Below are 17,887 nucleotides of genomic sequence, written 5' to 3' on the forward strand. Positions count from 1 at the left end.
TATAATTTATAAAGTTAGTACTATCCGACTTATCCATCATAACAGATAGCTCTCTTGTTACAAATGACACTTATACGGTATTAGTGCCAAAATTGAAATGCAGCTAACATTCAACTTAGAGTACCACAAAAATAGACAATACATCACACTTAACCAAAAATAGGTTATGGACAAATTACAAGACAGACACACGTCTATAAATCAAATTGTTAGCGTAGAGTAAGGTTATAAAAAAAGGAAACTAAATGGACAAAATAATATTCACCACATTGACTTTTCTTCTCAAAATTCATTGGAGACACCACTCATTTACGGTAGAAATATCCTTCATATCATAAAACGCTTTCAAAACATGAGCAGAATTTACAAAACAAATATGAGAAGTTATTGAATAATCTCGGAAATCATTTATCCCTATCCACCACATAATTGAGGTAAGCCACAAGTGCAGTTTTAACGTCCGTATCCGGCAAAGTTAGCAACAAAGACATGGCCTTTTCCTTAAATGTAAGCATTGTCTGCACAGCATACTCAATGCCGCCCTGCTGCTTGGCAAACTCAATTAAATAGTCGATTTCATCAGCAGTAGCCGAACCACTCTTCACCTTTACGGCAATTTCTTCGGCAGCTTTATCTTTAGTTGAATTCAGAGCATAAAGAACAGGAAGAGTTAATTTTCCCTCTAACATATCATTCCCTGTCGGCTTACCTATCTTCTTGCTATCGTAGTAATCAAAAATATCGTCTTTAATCTGAAAACAAAGACCGATATATTCACCGAACTGACGTGCAAATTCAGCCTGTTCATCGGTCACCCCTACCGAAAGAGCCCCGGATTTGGTACAAGCAGCAAAGAGCACAGCCGTTTTCTTACGGATTACATCAAAATAAACTTCTTCTGAAAACTGAAGACTGCTCACATTGGAAAGTTGGAGAAGCTCCCCTTCTGACAAATTCTGTCCCAGACGGGAAACCACCTCAATAATAGCATAATTATGCGTTTTGCCTACTTGCACAAGTGAAGTTGCCAGCAAATAATCGCCCACCAATACTGCTACCTTATTATTATAGATTGCATTTACCGATAACTGACCACGACGTTCAGTGCTTTCATCCACCACATCGTCATGGACCAAACTGGCTGTATGCAATAATTCAAGGGATACCGCTGCATGAAGTGTTTCGGGACAGATCCTGCCATACAGTTTTGCCATAAGTAACAGCAACATCGGACGCATCATTTTCCCATTCTTTTGTCGAATATGAGATATAACTTCATTCAACAAAAAGTTGGAACTGGTAAGTGAGCTGTCGAACAGCTTTTTGAAATCATCCAGTTCTGCCGCTATCGGAGTTTTTATGAGTGATGAGGTGTCCATGCATCGCTATTTTCCGACAAAAATAGTAATAAAACACTTAATACGGTATTTTTTTGTACTTTTACCATGAAAAAAAGGATAAATATATGAATTCTGACGATAAATTGTTTCTTCTCGATGCTTATGCATTGATATATCGCGCCTATTACGCGTTCATCAAGAGTCCACGGATCAACTCCAAAGGTTTCAACACTTCTGCCATTCTAGGGTTCGTAAATACCCTTGAAGAAGTACTCAAAAAAGAAAATCCATCCCATATTGGTGTGGCTTTCGACCCGGCAGGTCCTACTTTCCGGCACGAGGCCTACGAACAGTATAAAGCACAGCGGGAAGAAACCCCGGAAGCAATCCGTCTCTCCGTACCTATTATAAAAGATATTATTCGTGCCTACCGCATCCCTATCCTGGAAGTACCGGGCTATGAAGCGGATGATGTCATCGGTACGCTTGCTACTGAGGCAGGTCGCCAAGGCATCACAACTTATATGATGACACCGGATAAAGACTATGGACAGCTGGTATCTGAAAATGTATTCATGTACCGCCCCAAACATACAGGTGGTTTCGAGATCATGGGTATAGAACAGGTAAAAGCTAAGTTTGATATCCAATCGACCCAGCAGGTCATTGACATGTTGGGGTTAATGGGTGACGCATCCGATAACATACCCGGCTGTCCCGGCGTAGGAGAGAAAACCGCACAAAAGCTAATCAGCGAATTCGGCAGCATCGAAAACCTTCTGGAACACACCGACCAACTGAAAGGTGCCTTGAAGACTAAAGTCGAAAACAATCGCGAAATGATTACCTTCTCCAAATTTCTTGCAACTATCAAAATTGATGTTCCCATCAAACTTGATATGAAAGCACTCGTTCGTGAAGAACCCAACGAAGAAGAACTTCGAAAAATTTTCGAAGAGATGGAATTTCGTACACTCATTGATCGCGTACTCAAAAAAAGCAATGCCCCCTCTCCTTCTTCTGCTGCTCCCGATCTTTTTTCACCAGGTCCGCTTTTTACCCCAAATAATGGCCCGGTTCAAGGCAATTTGTTTGAAGAATTTGCGGGCGACCGACTGGACGATGAAAAAAAATCGAATCTCGCGCGTTTAGAAACCAGCAATTTCGACTACCAACTCATTGATACAGAAGAGAAAAGATCTGAAATTATTAAAAAGTTACTTACAACGAAAATTCTCTCAATAGATACCGAAACCACCTCTGCTGAGCCAATGGAGGCAGAATTAGTAGGAATGAGTTTCAGCGACACCGAAAATCAGGCCTATTATGTTCCGGTTCCACCCGAACGGGAAGAAGCGTTAAAAATAGTAAATGAATTCCGACCACTCTACGAAAATGAGAATTCAATGAAAGTCGGACAAAATATCAAGTACGATATTCTGGTTCTTCAAAATTACGGAGTGGAAGTGAAAGGTGAACTTTTCGACACCATGCTTGCACATTATGTATTGCAACCCGAACTTCGCCATAATATGGATTATCTGGCAGAAATTTATCTGCACTATCAAACTATCCATATCGACGAACTTATCGGACCGAAGGGAAAGAATCAAAAGAACATGCGCGACCTCCCACCGGAGGAAGTTTACAAATATGCTTGCGAAGATGCGGACATTACCCTGAAACTTAAAAACGTTCTTGAGGAAGAATTAAAGAAACAAGGCGTGGAACACCTCTTCTATGAAATAGAGATGCCACTCGTACGTGTGCTTGCCAATATGGAAAGCAACGGAGTGCGTATTGACACCGAAGCACTGAAACAAACATCCGAGCACTTCACTGCCCGCTTGCAGGAGATCGAAAAAGAAATCTATGAGCTGGCAGGTGAAACATTCAACATCGCTTCACCTAAACAAGTAGGTGAGATCCTGTTTGACAAGCTGAAGATTATAGATAAAGCAAAAAAGACAAAGACTGGTCAATATGTTACTTCGGAAGAAGTGCTGGAGAGCCTGCGCAATAAACATGAGGTCATTGGAAAGATACTCGAATACCGTGGATTGAAGAAATTACTGGGAACCTATGTGGATGCTCTTCCTCTATTGATCAATCCACGTACCGGACGCATCCATACTTCCTTTAACCAGGCAGTCACAGCTACCGGACGCCTCAGTTCCAGTAATCCGAACCTGCAGAACATCCCTATCCGTGATGAGGATGGAAAGGAAATCCGCAAGGCTTTTATTCCGGATGATGGCTGCGAGTTCTTCTCTGCCGACTATTCGCAAATAGAATTGCGCATTATGGCGCATCTAAGCGAAGATAAGAATATGATCGACGCATTCCTTAGCGGCTATGACATTCATGCCGCCACTGCCGCTAAAATATATAAAATAGATATCAAAGACGTCACCCCCGATATGCGCCGTAAGGCAAAGACCGCCAATTTCGGTATCATCTATGGCATCTCTATCTTTGGCCTGGCAGAACGTATGAACGTGGACCGCAAAGAGGCTAAGGAACTGATTGACGGATACTTTGAAACTTATCCGCAGGTACGCGAATATATGGATAAAAGTATCCAAGTAGCGCGTGAGCAAGGGTATGTGGAAACCATTTTCCATCGCAAACGCTTCTTACCTGATATCAACTCGCGAAATGCAACCGTACGCGGATATGCAGAGCGCAATGCTATCAACGCACCTATTCAAGGAAGCGCTGCCGATATCATCAAAGTTGCCATGGCACGCATCTATGAACGCTTCCAAAGTTACAAATTGAAAGCTAAGATGATTTTACAGGTCCATGACGAACTAAATTTCAGCGTTCCAGAGGCTGAAAAAGAGTTTGTGCAACAAATTGTAATCGAAGAGATGGAACGCGCATATCGCATGCACGTACCCCTGAGAGCCGATTGTGGATGGGGAAAGAACTGGTTAAAAGCCCACTAAATCCAACTATAACTTTATTTAACTTACAATCAGAAAGCAACTGAAGTAATCTATTCAAAATACAGTTTGCTCACCAGAATATCCGGCAACATCACTGCCGGATATTTTTTTATCATTAATATTGGCAAAAAGAAAACATAGCAAACCCATTCGCACTAACATTTTGACTATATTTAATCTATTTATCGCTATTATGTCAATTTAATCCGTACCTTTGCAGCGAATTTAATGACATAATGATAGAATATAGTAAGAGACAACTTAAAAACATATAGAACCATGAAAACAAAAGTATTTTTAAAAACAGCTGCATTATCAGCAGTTATTCTATTTGGTGGCATTGCAGCTTCTGCAGCTAACAAAAACAACCTCATTTACAATTCGGAAGAGAAAGATGGAGTAATGGTTGGACAGACCGTTTACAAAATGGACGGTGGTACTTTAGCAAATTATATGAAGCATAGTTATAAATATGATGACCAAAAACGCATGACTGAAAGCGAGACTATGAAATGGAACAGCGGAAAGAATGCTTGGGAAAACGACCTTCGCGTTTGCTACGCTTATCAAGGAAAAACTCTCACTACTACTTATTATAAGTGGAATAACAAACAAAAAGCATATGTCCTTGTTCCCGAAATGACGGTTACAATGGACAATCCAAATCTGTAAAAACAGCAGATACTCTCTTAAAAATCTAACAAACAAATTGAACAAACCGAAACCTTTATAAGTTTTGTACACCAAGTGAAAGCCGGAATACGTGATGTATTTCGGCTTTTTTCATAACTTTGCCTGCCTAAACAAAACCTATTTATGATACCTGCTACCCTCATCCACTACATTGAAACAGAGATTATTCCCCGTTACAAGCACTTTGACAAGGCACACAACCTCGCACACGTACGTACTGTTGTAGAAGAAAGCCTCACACTTGCCAAGGAATATAATGTGAACGAAAGCATGGCATATACCATTGCCGCATACCATGATACAGGACTTTGTCGGGATCGTGCTACACATCATCTCATCTCAGGGGAGATTCTGAAACAAGACAAAATGCTCTGCCAATGGTTCAGTAAGAAAGAAATAGAAACCATGAAAGAGGCAGTGGAAGACCATCGGGCATCTACCGATCACGAACCGCGAAGCATTTATGGCAAAATAGTGGCAGAAGCAGATCGTGTGATTGACCCCGTAATCACCTTACGCCGCACCGTGCAATACGGATTAAAACAGAAACCGGAAGCGGAAAAAGAATGGCACTACCAACGTTTCCGCCAGCATCTGATGGAGAAATATGCACCGGGTGGATATCTGAAACTTTGGTTTCCGAAATCAAAGAATGCAGAAAAGCTGAAAGAACTGCAAAAGATTATCGCAGACGAAGCACAGTTGAGGAGTATCTTCCAACAGTTGCTTGCCGAGGAAAAAGAATAAGGAATAGAGCCATATATAAAACAGAGAATATATCTCAGAATTTATGCAATTCTACCCTTTTAAAAGAAAAAGAGGATGTGTCAACTTGAACTGCTATCATATGACACATCCTCTTCTATCTGTTAAGTAATTATTTTAATCCTGCTTCTGAATGTATTTTCCATTGCTATAAGCATAAACATTGTCATTAATAGTAATGCCCATACTTGTAGCATCGCAATCTCCAAATAGTGGAGCGCAGACAAAACTACTATAATTACTATCATTTGCCTTACCAGCATCGCTTATAGTAAAACTACCCAGATTGACCGTACTACCATCATAGGTATAGGTTCCGCTGACCGTATTATTCTTAAATACGGCTGAAGACGCCTTCTCACTTGCCGTAACCCCGAAACAACCAAGGAATGGCGAGCTATAGTTTACCTTATTGACATATTTAGCATCAGACACCTTTAGCGTTATATTGCTTGTCTGGCAATTCTCTATGATGAATGATTTGGCTTTAATAATATACCCCGCCAATCCGGCAATGTTATAACTTCCACCGTTAATTGTAAAATCAGATACAGAACATCCTTTCAAATGGATATCTTCAGTATTGTTTCCATTCATATAAGACACAATACCTGCCAGTTTTACAGCACCATCCGTATCACTTTCCATATTAATCTCAGAATTGCTGACCTTTACGTTTTCTACTGTCAGACTTCCATTGGAAAAGCCTATTACGATGGCTGTCCATTTGGAACTTCCATTAATAGTGGCATTAGTGACGTTCAGATTCTTAACGACTGCATTTTGTACATTGCCCAACAGACCGGCTCCAGGATATTTGTGATTGACCGTAAGATTACTGATAGTCTTATTGTTGCCATCGAAAGTGCCTTTGAAGTATTTCACGGTTTTCACGTATTCAGCCTCATGAGTCACCCCTTGAGGTACGTTAATCATTTTATGCGCTGAATTATCACCTATTGGTTTCCAGCTTTTATTACCCATATCCAGATCATTGGACAGTTGAATCGTTTTTCCTTCAAATGTATTGTTCTTTTCTACTTGTTTTGCTATCCACGCCAGCTCGCTGGGAGCAGTGATAGCATAAATATTGTTTTCGCATTTCGGTTCAAAGGCGCAGCTGCCATCCCAGGGAATATTATTGACTATATTAAAGTCCGTACCAGCAACTAACGTTTTTTCTGTTCCGCTATTCTCCGTTACTTTGATCGTAAAATTAGGAACTGATTCCGGCTCTACAATACCGCACCATTTACAGCCACCCATCGGAACTTTCAAAGCAGTTTCATTAGTCAAAGCATCTGTAGTACAGTTCTTGATGATGACAGTTCGCGCCTTGGTGCCACTATTGGCAATATCGCCGATAAAGCCGGACACATATCCGTAAGTGTTATCACATTCACCGTTCAGGCTCAGAGTGATATTCTTTGTAGAACAATCCTCAAACGTCACACTGTCATACATGGAACCTACCAACCCTCCATACCCGAAGGATGCCACTATAGAGGCCTTCTCTACTTTACAGCCTTTCAGTGTGGCCGTTGCAGTATTAGCTGCCGCTCCATCCGCTTCGATATAGCCAATCAGACCACCTACACGGTAAGAGGCTGCACCATGGGTAAAGATCTCCACATTTTTGGCAATGCAATTCTCATACTTGGTAACATTACCTCTTGAATAGCCCACCAGTGCGCCTACCCATTTGGGAGAAACTGAGGCATCGGGACGAATGGTTACTTTGTCCAGTGTGATATCCTTGATGGTGGCAGCACCATATACAACAGCAAACAGACCAATACAAGCCTGTGGGGTATACTTGGTTTCCTGCTGGTTCATGATATACTGGCTCATATTCAAGTTTTTAATAGTATGACTCTTTCCTTCGAATATTTTTCCATTGATAACCATACCCAACCACGGCTTATCGGCAAGGTCAACATCAGCATACAGAGTAGTTGTTTCAGCAGTCAATGTCACCGGAAGTGATTTGTAATTAACGTCGTTGGGGGCTGTCTTCGATTGATAAAATGCCAGTTGTGCAGCCGTATAGATATTACCGTTTGTAGCTTCCACCTGAGAGATTCCATCCCAAGTAGAAGTGAGTTTAAAGTTCTCAGGATTGGTTACCGCTTTGATGTTTGCGGCTCCAAAAGAAGCGACATCCACAGTTGCGCTGTTACTGCCATCACGCACCAATTCTTCTACTGTTCCATAGATTTCTACATTACCGCCTTTGATGATTAGTTTCTTAACCGTAACTCCGGCATTCACCACTAATGTTTGTTTGGCGGTGGTAACGGTCACTTCATTGTAGGTAGCCGTTGCACCCACCGCACTCAATGTAACGGTTGTTCGGGGCATATCAATAGCGACAGAAGGGGCGCTGGTTCCACCGTCGCTTACCTCCGGAATTGCCAGTGAGACTTTGTTAGTGGCTATTTCTGCGGGGTCCGTCTGACTTTCCTTATTCTTGTCCGTCAATTGTAATGCCCCGTTGCTTGTGCTGGGGACTGAATTAAAAGCCAGATTAATATCGGAGTTCTCCACTACAGGTATCTCGATTCCAGTACTTTGTCCCGATGTGGCAAACTCTCCGGTTATGGCAATGTCTGTAGTAGTTTTTTTCTCCGGTGCTGCCTGCGGAAGGTTACTACTGTTTGCTAAAGCTTCGTTAAGTGCACTTGGTGTGGTTGCCTCTACCGTAACACAGTCCAAAGCCGGAACTTCCAGCAAGTCTCTGCGGTTAAGCGTCTTGTCATTCAAAGTCTTGGTAAAGTACACTTTGTCGCTTCCATTGGTCAGTTCGGCTGTAATGAATTGATAAGTACCTACGGGTAATGGAATGTAGAAACTCCGTGAAGTAGTGCTTGATGAAGCATCGAAAGTAGCAGTGATAGTCTTGCTGGCGCTTTCATCCTTTATTGTCAATACAGGGTATTCCGCACTTAAGTCCGCCGTGCAAGTTCCCGCGATATTATTGGATGCAGTAATCTTGAAGGTAGTGGCCTCTGCCGGTATTTTGTTTACCGTCAGCTTAATCAAGGCTGCCATATGCTTGAAGGAAAGAGCACTTAAATTACCAGCATCCGTTACTTTTGCATACATCGGACCATTGCTCGAACCGGCATATTTTTCGAGGGTGGCGGGCAAGGTCATAGTCAACGCATTGTTGGTTACACTCATATCCGATTGATCAGGATAGATGGAGAAAGATGCGGTCTTGTCACTTTCTACACTTCCGATGAAAGTCGCAGAGGTTGTTCCCGCACCGCTTTGATAATTAAGCGTCGTTTTAGAATAGTCCGTACAGAACAATGCCAATGCATCGGTGGATTGCCATACAATCTGATATAGGTCGTTTACTGTGGTACGGGTATTGCCGCCTGCACCTTCAAAGGTGGCCATAATAGTGGTGTTCCCTTTCCCATTGGTCATTTCAAATTCGTCCTGACTGCAACTAAATGCGGTCAAAGCAGCAGTTGCCATGCAGGCAACTTGCAGGAGTTTTCGTAGTCTTAGCATAATAAAGTTCCTCCTTAGTTTTCTATGGTTAGAATGTCATTGATTAAATCTTCCAAATCACTGCTTGATGCAGAGCCATAGTTGCGTGTAGAAGTTCTGTTAGAGTAAGATTTCGTTTGAACGGGGTTGTAACCTTCGCCACTTGCCGCGATTACACCTTCATTCTCCATTTTGATTACTTCCATGGAAGGGGCTTCGTAGGTCTCTTTCTGGGTTTGCTTGTCTGTTGTCATACACTTAATTGTTTAAAGTTTAACATAAAAAAACGTGAGTCGCCGTATATGTTTACCCATACATCAGGCCTTCGCAATGCCTCACACCCGGATAAACAACAGCTACTCACGTCAATTATGTATATAGACGCACCACTCCTCTCGTGGAAGAAGATGCAGGTATATAACAAAGACGTGAGCGTTGTTGTTATTATCTTCGAGTGTTAATCAAAGTTGCGAAGTTTGATGTATGAAGATAATTTCAATAACGCTTTTGTTAAATATAACAAGCTCACTACGCTATAGTGAACATGGGGCAAATATAGTTATAAATTATTTACCTTGATACATTTTGTCCTATTTTTATTTTAAATCACTCATCACCAGCCGTCTGATTCATTACCGTGCAGAAATGAACTAAATGCAATAGCTAACTCCTTTCTTAGGCATTCCTATGCTTTTTCCCTTCCAACGGTTAGCCTTTTCCATCCGAACGCTTATTCTTTCCACCGTGGAGTTTCTTTCTTTCCACCATGGTGGAAAGAATAAGTACCTACTACAATTCTACTTAACCGTCGCAGCGAAAAGGGATAAAAGTGGCGATGCGGCGGCTTAACCTCTGAAACTTAATATTATTTATGCGGATCAGGAATTGAATTGTGTTCATATCGGGAAAGAAAGGAACAAAAGGAGTGATAAAGTGGTAAGGTAAACAAACCTACCTGCATTTACCACTAACCTCAGAGTAAAACCAATACCCCCAATGGTAAAAATGTACAATCCATAAGGCAATAAACAGAAGAATACCTATCTTTGCAGGCAGAAAACAAAGTAATAACGAAATAGATAATGGCTTTACAATGTGGTATTGTCGGTCTGCCAAATGTAGGCAAGTCGACGCTTTTCAACTGTTTGTCCAACGCAAAAGCGCAGGCGGCAAACTTCCCTTTTTGTACAATAGAACCGAATGTAGGTGTAATCACCGTGCCCGATGAGCGCCTGACGAAGCTCGCCGAACTGGTACATCCGGGACGTATCGTGCCCACTACGGTGGAAATCGTGGACATTGCCGGACTCGTAAAGGGTGCCAGCAAAGGCGAAGGACTGGGTAACAAATTCCTCGCGAACATTCGTGAAACGGATGCTATCATCCATGTGCTGCGTTGTTTCGACGATGAAAACGTGACACACGTAGACGGAAGCATCAACCCGGTGCGCGACAAGGAAATCATCGACTACGAGTTGCAACTGAAAGACTTGGAAACCATTGAAAGCCGTATCCAGAAAGTGCAGAAACAAGCACAAACAGGTGGCGACAAAGCTGCCAAGCTGGCTTACGATGTACTGGTGCAATATAAAGAGGCACTGGAACAAGGCAAAAGCGCACGCACCGTGCAGTTCGAGACCAAAGACGAACAGAAGATTGCCAAAGAGCTTTTCCTCCTGACCAGCAAACCGGTGATGTACGTCTGCAACGTGGACGAGGCAAGCGCAGTGAATGGTAATAAATACGTGGAAATGGTGCGCGAAGCAGTGAAGGACGAAAATGCCGAAATCCTGATTGTAGCCGCCAAGACCGAAGCCGACATCGCCGAGCTGGAAACGTACGAAGACCGCCAGATGTTCCTCGAAGAAGTAGGATTAAAAGAATCCGGCGTAAGCCGCCTGATTAAATCGGCCTACCAATTGCTGAATCTGGAAACCTTCATCACCGCCGGAGAAATGGAAGTGAGAGCATGGACCTACCAGAAAGGCTGGAAAGCTCCGCAATGCGCCGGAGTTATCCATACCGACTTTGAAAAAGGATTCATCCGTGCCGAAGTTATCAAGTACGAAGACTTCATCCAGTATGGCAGCGAGGCCGCCGTACGCGAAGCCGGAAAGCTGGGCGTGGAAGGCAAAGAATACGTGGTGCAGGATGGAGATATCATGCACTTCCGGTTCAACGTCTGATTTACGGAACTCATTATAAATCGTCCGCCAAATGGCGGGCGATTTAATCACAGAATAATACTGCAAACCAACCATGAAGCAACCTTTCTCCACTCTGCTCGTCATGCTTCTGTGTAGTGTCGCTTATGCACATATCGCCATGAAAAGCGGTCTGCCCACCTATCAGAAACACGCCCGTCCCATGAACCTGACACGCTTCTACCAATGGATGGAAAAGGCAAAGCCCGAATCCATACTGCACGGTAAAGAAGTCCCCGTATTGATGAAGCAGGAAATAAGGTAGGACGACTTTACTATATGAAAAAAGAAATCTACGTAAAATAGTACATTGCAAAATGGAAAACAATAATATGAAATACCTTATAGCCGGAACAGGCGGCGTGGGAGGCAGTATCGCCGCCTTTCTGTCCCTTGCCGGCAAATATGTGACCTGCATTGCCCGCGGTGAACATCTGGCTGCCATACGCGAACACGGATTGCGTCTGCACTCCGACCTGAAAGGCGAACATACACTACCCATCAAAGCCTATACCGCCGAAGAATATACAGGCAAAGCCGACGTCATCTTTGTATGCGTCAAAGGCTATTCCATAGATTCGATAACGGAGTTGATAAAACGCTCCGCCCACAAGGACACGGTCGTAATCCCTATTCTCAATGTCTACGGCACAGGTCCCCGCATTCAGCGCCTGGTGCCCGGAGTGACGGTTCTGGACGGTTGCATCTACATTGTCGGCTTCGTGTCCGGCAAAGGAGAAATCACGCAAATGGGCAAGATATTCCGTCTGGTTTACGGTGCACACAAAGGCACGGTTGTTCCCCGTGGAACGTTGGAAACTATACAACAGGACTTGCAGGAAAGCGGCATCAAAGCCGAGATATCTCCCGACATCAACCGGGACACTTTCGTGAAGTGGTCTTTCATCTCTGCTATGGCTGTCACCGGAGCTTATTACGATGTGCCTATGGGCGAAGTACAGAAACCCGGAGAGGTGCGCGATACGTTTATCGGACTGTCGCGCGAGAGTGCCGCACTGGGCGCTAAACTTGGTATTGACTTCAAGGAAGACATTGTAGAATATAATCTTAAAGTTATCGACAAACTGGACCCGGAAAGTACCGCTTCCATGCAGAAGGATATGGCTAAGGGACACGAAAGTGAGGTGCAAGGGTTGCTTTTTGATATGATTGCTGCCGCAGAAGAACAGGAGATTGATATTCCGACGTACAGGATGATGGCGGAGAAGTTCAAATCTTGAAGTCGCAAATTGCGACTTCAAATAAGGCAGTAACCCATGAAATACTATTTATGCATCTCAGTATAAAGAAAAGACAAATGGAATTAACAGTAATCATACAAAGTAAGATATACGAGATAAGAGGACAACAAGTAATGTTTGACTTCGACTTGGCGGCACTTTATCAAGTAGAAACACGCATACTTAATCAGTCCGTTAAGCGTAATATAAAGAGATTTCCAGAAGACTTTATGTTTCAACTAACCGTAGAAGAATGGCAAAACTTGAAATCACAATTTGTGATATCAAGTTGGGGAGGGGTACGTAAACTGCCTTATGCCTTCACAGAGCAGGGAGTAGCTATGCTCTCTTCTGTGTTGAACAGCGACATCGCCATCGAAGTAAATATCGCCATCATGCGTACCTTCATCGCTGTTCGCCGCCTCATATCCACTCCCCCCACCGATAGAATAGGCAAATTGGAAGAAGAACTGAAAGAACTTAAATCCTACATCGAAGAAGTCTTCACCGATTACAACGACATCAACGAAGACACCCGTGTGCAACTGGAGCTAATCAACCGAACCCTTGCCGAACTGCAAGCCCAGAAAAGACTGGCCGACAACCCCAGAAACCCTATCGGCTTTATAAAACCAAAACAATAAATCATATAATCAGATACATTTATGCCATCACTGCTCACCATCAATTGGAATCCCGATCCCGAACTATTCAACCTCTTCGGAAGTTTCCCCATTCGCTATTACGGGCTACTGTGGGGTATCGGCATCGTACTTTCCTGCATCATAGTCCAGCGCCAATACCGGGATAGGAAAATCAGTGAAGACAAGTTCACCCCGCTCTTTTTCTATTGTGTAATCGGCATCACCCTCGGAGCAAGGTTAGGGCACTGCATCTTCTACGATTGGAGTTATTATCAGAATCATCTCATAGAAATGATACTTCCCATCAGGCAGTTTCCAGGCGAAGGCTGGAAATGGATAGGCTACAAGGGACTTGCCAGTCATGGCGGCACCCTCGGACTAATCATCGCCCTGTGGCTATATTGCCGTAAAACCAAGATGCACTACATGGACGTGCTGGACATGATAGCCGTAGCCACCCCCATCTGCGCCTGCTGTATCCGCCTTGCCAACTTGATGAACTCCGAAATCATTGGCAAGCCAACCGATATGCCCTGGGCTTTTGTATTCGAACAAGTAGATATGCTACCCCGCCATCCGGCACAGCTTTACGAAGCAATCGCCTACTTTATCTTCTTCCTGGGAATGATTTACTTATATAAGAAATCAGACCATGGCCAAAAGCTGCACCGAGGTTTCTTCTTCGGACTTTGCCTGACAGAGATATTCGTCTTCCGCTTCTTTGTGGAGTTCCTGAAAGAAAACCAAGTGGATTTCGAGAATACAATGACTCTCAACATGGGGCAATGGCTCAGCGTTCCGTTCGTTATCATCGGAATATATTTCATGCTCTTTTATGGGAAAAACAAGCAATAAAAAGTAAATAAGCTCATTTGTAAACCAAATATATTGAAAATATGCTCTCATTACTAACCATCAACTGGAACCCCAACCCCGAACTGTTCAACCTGTTCGGTCATGTACCCGTCCGTTATTACGGCCTATTGTGGGTCATTGGCATCGCATGCTCCTATTTTGTAGTTCGTTACCAGTATAAAGACAAAAAAATTGGTGACGACAAGTTCGAACCGCTGTTCTTCTATTGCTTCTTCGGTATTCTCATCGGAGCACGATTAGGGCACTGCCTATTCTATCAGCCGGAATATTACCTGCATCATTTCTGGGAAATGATATTGCCTATCCAGTTTTTGCCCGATGGTGGTTGGAAATGGACCGGTTATGCAGGTCTTGCCAGTCATGGCGGAACACTCGGATTGATTATTGCCTTGTGGATGTACTGCCGCAAAACTAAGATGCACTATATGGATGTGCTGGACATGATAGCCGTGTCCACCCCTATCTGTGCCTGCTTCATCCGCCTCGCCAACCTGATGAACTCCGAAATCATAGGTAAAGCAACCGATGTACCCTGGGCTTTCGTATTCGAACGGGTAGATATGCTCCCCCGCCATCCGGCACAGCTTTACGAGGCCATCGCTTATTTCATATTCTTCCTGATCATGATTTTCTTGTATAAGAATTATAGCAAGAAATTACATCGTGGTTTCTTCTTCGGCCTCTGTCTCACAGAGATATTCGTATTCCGCTTCTTCGTGGAATTCCTGAAAGAGAACCAGGTAGATTTCGAGAATAGCATGTCACTGAATATGGGACAATGGCTCAGCGTTCCGTTCGTGATTATAGGCGTGTACTTCATGTTCTTCTACGGAAAGAAGAAAGCATAGAAATAGAATGAATGAGGATGTACAATTCTTATTTTGATACATCCTCATTCATTCTATCGATGCTGCCATTTACTCTTTGAAGCGTGTTCCCGCTTCAGAATATCACTCAAAGGCACCTCAAATATCTTAGCCTCAACCCATGCCACAAAGTCGAACTTACGCAGAATCTGAGTTTCATATTTATCTGCATACAAGGCATGGACTTCTTCCGCCATACTTTCCCATATCTCCGCACGCTTTTTCCGATTCGTGTCAGCGAAAGAATAATTCAGGAACTTAAGCAGAAAGGATTCTACCTTCAGATTATATCCCTTGTTTTTGGACATTTCCCGCTTGATAGAGCGAATTTCAGACTGAATATAGTCTATATCCCCCAATTCATAATGAATCATCACATTCACGATCCTAATAGTACGAAACAACGGAAGAGAATATAGATGACCTCTACCGATAGTCGCACTCAGCCGTTTCCGGGCTTTCCTGTACTCCCCATTTCCCAAATGGATCAGAGCAATATACAATGACATTTCCGCCTGTTGTTGCTCCTTCAGCAGTAGCATCTTATCAATCAACGAGGCTTGATGTTCAGCAATCCATATTCCTGCTTTATCGAAATCACCTGCATCAATAAACGAAAACAACCGGTAGATAAAGATCACATACATAACATTCAGCTGGAAACTGGATGATGGCGAAGACAACTTCGCCAACTTTTCAATGAAATAATTCATGCCCTCATAATTGTGCATGATACGCAGACTTTCCAGCATACCTTCCACCGTCATCAGGTAATAGACCGGAGGATTATTCCACAAATGGCTGTTCTCTTCAAAGAGCTTGTTCAATTCTACAAACGAGTTAAATGCTGCTTTGTAATCCCCTACTGTGATAAAGTAATTCGCCTGGAATAACTGATGATTCTTTTTTATTTCAAAGTTCTCAACGCCTGCACTTGCTACAATACTGATTTCACTGGTTACCAAGTCATCCAATTTCTGAGTTTCCTCAAGTGACCTCGAAGCCCCTCTGTTTATCATTCTATACTTCAACAGCTCGTACAATGAAGACTGCTCATTCAGCTGGCGGATACTTTTCAATGTATTATTCATCTTATATTGCTTATTCAACAGCTTCTGTTCATCCATATCTTCAAAATCCAATGTCAGAAGATAGTTCAGTTCCAGCCTTTGCGCTACCAGCAACGCAAAGTGATTCTCATAATACACCGCTTTCTCTTTTACCTTTTTCAATACTTGGAAGCATTCCTGATACATGGATTTCTCATACAAAACCCTTGCGTGCAGCAATTCATTGAACAAGAGATAATAACTATCCTGTTCTGTCCGCAACCGGGTCAATATGTCTATCAACAAATCAAATAAATAAATGACTACCGTATTGAATGAAGAAGCAGGTTTGGCTGCCAGAAAAGCCATCTTCAATTCTTCGGGATCACTTATCTTCTTATCATCAATCAACCTGAAAAGAAAGATATAATCCTTCTCCGGTTTATTAGAGATATACAGGGAGAATTCTTTCTTCTCCTGTTTAGTGAGATTATTAATCAGATGAATGAGGGATTCGGACTTTAGCATAGTATTAGCAGATTTTTTTAGATACACATCTTTTACGATAGCAAGGTAGAGAAAAAAATGAAAGCAAGCAATATTTTCACGGAATAATATAGGCTTTATCAATATTACTAATATCATAATCACCACAACTAACTATTTATTATATATTTATATATCAATTATTTAAATGTATCAATTTATAATTATATTCATTTTACCAGTATTAAAAATCATTGTTTTTTGTTTGCTTATGTACTAAGTATCGCATACTTTTGGAATAGAAAAAGAAAGCACAGTATCCAATATTCAATTATTCAATCTTAAAACTAATAAAGTAACCATGAGCAAAAATATCATTGTAATAGGCAGTTGTAATACGGATATGGTCATCAAAGCTGACCGTCTTCCTGTACCAGGAGAAACAATCATAGGCGGTAGTTTCATGATGAATCCCGGAGGCAAAGGAGCCAACCAGGCTGTAGCCGCTGCCAGATTGAAAGGAAATGTGCATTTCATAGCCAAAACCGGAAATGACTTGTTCGGCAAACGTTCCATAGAACAGTACGAAGACGAAGGTATTCATGTTGAAAATATCTATTCAGACCCCACACTCCCCTCGGGCGTAGCATTAATTATGGTGGATATGAACGGAGAAAACAGCATTGCCATCGCTTCCGGAGCCAATGGTTCATTGAGTCCCGAAGACATCCGGAAGGCACAGTCTACCATAGAAAAAGGCGATATCCTGCTGATGCAATTGGAAATCCCTATTGAAACAGTGGAATATGCCGCCCAGATAGCCAGCGAACAAGGCATCAAGGTGATACTAAACCCAGCACCTGCCCGTGCGCTCTCCAACAAACTACTACAGAACCTGTACATGATCATCCCCAATGAAACGGAAGCTGAAATCCTCTCCGGCGTCAAAGTAACCGATTGGGAAAGCGCACGCAAGGCTGCGGATATCATCAGTGCCAAAGGAGTGGACATCGTAGTTATCACCCTTGGTTCCAAAGGAGCATTGATTAAAGAAAAAGATACATTCCATGAAGTACCCGTACCCAAAGTCAAAGCCGTAGACACAACAGCAGCGGGAGATACTTTCTGTGGTGCATTGTGCGTTGCTTTATCCGAAGATGTAGATGTGTTGGATGCAGTTAAATTCGCCAATAAATGTGCGTCCATCACTGTGACCCGAATGGGGGCCCAGCCCTCCCTACCCTATCGTAAAGAAATTGATGTTTTATAAA

The 17,887-nt window shown here is 42.7% G+C and carries 14 protein-coding genes; 10 read left to right on the forward strand and 4 right to left on the reverse strand.

All coding sequences use genetic code 11. The features are described from left to right. Positions 1 to 404: 404 nt before the first annotated feature. A complete protein-coding gene (locus tag BWI44_RS08265; RefSeq protein WP_195208574.1) occupies positions 405 to 1,379 on the reverse strand; it encodes a polyprenyl synthetase family protein in 975 nt (324 codons plus the stop codon). A gap of 86 nt (positions 1,380 to 1,465) precedes the next feature. Here BWI44_RS08265 and polA point away from each other — a divergent pair, with 86 nt between their 5' ends. The 3 genes from polA (at position 1,466) to BWI44_RS08280 (ending at position 5,731) form a co-directional block, all read left to right on the forward strand. Further along, the gene (gene polA / locus BWI44_RS08270; RefSeq protein ID WP_195208575.1) at positions 1,466 to 4,291 is read left to right on the forward strand and encodes a DNA polymerase I; all 2,826 of its coding nucleotides are present in this window, start codon (positions 1,466 to 1,468) and stop codon (positions 4,289 to 4,291) included. 279 nt (positions 4,292 to 4,570) lie between these two features. Beyond that, positions 4,571 to 4,963, forward strand: coding sequence for a DUF3836 domain-containing protein (locus tag BWI44_RS08275; protein ID WP_195208576.1), 393 nt, complete (start codon positions 4,571 to 4,573; stop codon positions 4,961 to 4,963). A 144-nt stretch (positions 4,964 to 5,107) separates the two neighbouring features. Then, on the forward strand, positions 5,108 to 5,731 hold the full coding sequence (locus BWI44_RS08280) for an HD domain-containing protein (RefSeq protein ID WP_195208577.1): 624 nt from the start codon (positions 5,108 to 5,110) through the stop codon (positions 5,729 to 5,731). A gap of 135 nt (positions 5,732 to 5,866) precedes the next feature. Here BWI44_RS08280 and BWI44_RS08285 read toward each other — a convergent pair whose 3' ends face one another. Both BWI44_RS08285 and BWI44_RS08290 read right to left on the reverse strand, forming a co-directional pair. Further along, positions 5,867 to 9,271, reverse strand: coding sequence for a hypothetical protein (locus BWI44_RS08285; RefSeq protein ID WP_195208578.1), 3,405 nt, complete (start codon positions 9,269 to 9,271; stop codon positions 5,867 to 5,869). A 14-nt stretch (positions 9,272 to 9,285) separates the two neighbouring features. Next, positions 9,286 to 9,504, reverse strand: a complete 219-nt coding sequence (locus BWI44_RS08290; RefSeq protein WP_117707210.1) for a hypothetical protein — start codon at positions 9,502 to 9,504, stop codon at positions 9,286 to 9,288. 828 nt (positions 9,505 to 10,332) lie between these two features. On the opposite strand from BWI44_RS08290, the gene ychF reads away from it, so the two are divergent. The 6 genes from ychF to lgt (BWI44_RS08320) all read left to right on the forward strand — a co-directional run bounded on the left by ychF (position 10,333) and on the right by lgt (BWI44_RS08320) (position 15,063). Then, the gene (ychF, locus tag BWI44_RS08295; protein WP_044534838.1) at positions 10,333 to 11,436 is read left to right on the forward strand and encodes a redox-regulated ATPase YchF; all 1,104 of its coding nucleotides are present in this window, start codon (positions 10,333 to 10,335) and stop codon (positions 11,434 to 11,436) included. A 73-nt stretch (positions 11,437 to 11,509) separates the two neighbouring features. After that, entirely contained in the window at positions 11,510 to 11,719 is a 210-nt protein-coding gene (locus BWI44_RS08300; protein ID WP_195208580.1) for a hypothetical protein, read from the forward strand. 52 nt (positions 11,720 to 11,771) lie between these two features. Next, on the forward strand, positions 11,772 to 12,695 hold the full coding sequence (locus BWI44_RS08305; RefSeq protein ID WP_195208581.1) for a ketopantoate reductase family protein: 924 nt from the start codon (positions 11,772 to 11,774) through the stop codon (positions 12,693 to 12,695). Between the two features lie 77 nt (positions 12,696 to 12,772). Continuing rightward, a complete protein-coding gene (locus BWI44_RS08310; RefSeq protein ID WP_117707213.1) occupies positions 12,773 to 13,339 on the forward strand; it encodes an ORF6N domain-containing protein in 567 nt (188 codons plus the stop codon). 21 nt (positions 13,340 to 13,360) lie between these two features. Beyond that, the gene (lgt, locus tag BWI44_RS08315; protein ID WP_007661259.1) at positions 13,361 to 14,194 is read left to right on the forward strand and encodes a prolipoprotein diacylglyceryl transferase; all 834 of its coding nucleotides are present in this window, start codon (positions 13,361 to 13,363) and stop codon (positions 14,192 to 14,194) included. A 41-nt stretch (positions 14,195 to 14,235) separates the two neighbouring features. Further along, entirely contained in the window at positions 14,236 to 15,063 is an 828-nt protein-coding gene (lgt, locus tag BWI44_RS08320; RefSeq protein ID WP_229036090.1) for a prolipoprotein diacylglyceryl transferase, read from the forward strand. 53 nt (positions 15,064 to 15,116) lie between these two features. Here the strand turns inward: lgt (BWI44_RS08320) and BWI44_RS08325 are convergent, their stop codons facing one another. Beyond that, a complete protein-coding gene (locus BWI44_RS08325) occupies positions 15,117 to 16,658 on the reverse strand; it encodes a BT2802 family ribose utilization protein (RefSeq protein ID WP_117707265.1) in 1,542 nt (513 codons plus the stop codon). Between the two features lie 319 nt (positions 16,659 to 16,977). On the opposite strand from BWI44_RS08325, the gene rbsK reads away from it, so the two are divergent. After that, positions 16,978 to 17,886: a ribokinase gene (gene rbsK / locus BWI44_RS08330; RefSeq protein ID WP_138291464.1), complete on the forward strand. Its 909-nt coding sequence runs from the start codon at positions 16,978 to 16,980 to the stop codon at positions 17,884 to 17,886. Position 17,887 lies beyond the last annotated feature (1 nt).

It is taken from the genome of Bacteroides sp. Phil13 (assembly GCF_001940965.1).
GTDB lineage: Bacteria > Bacteroidota > Bacteroidia > Bacteroidales > Bacteroidaceae > Bacteroides > Bacteroides intestinalis.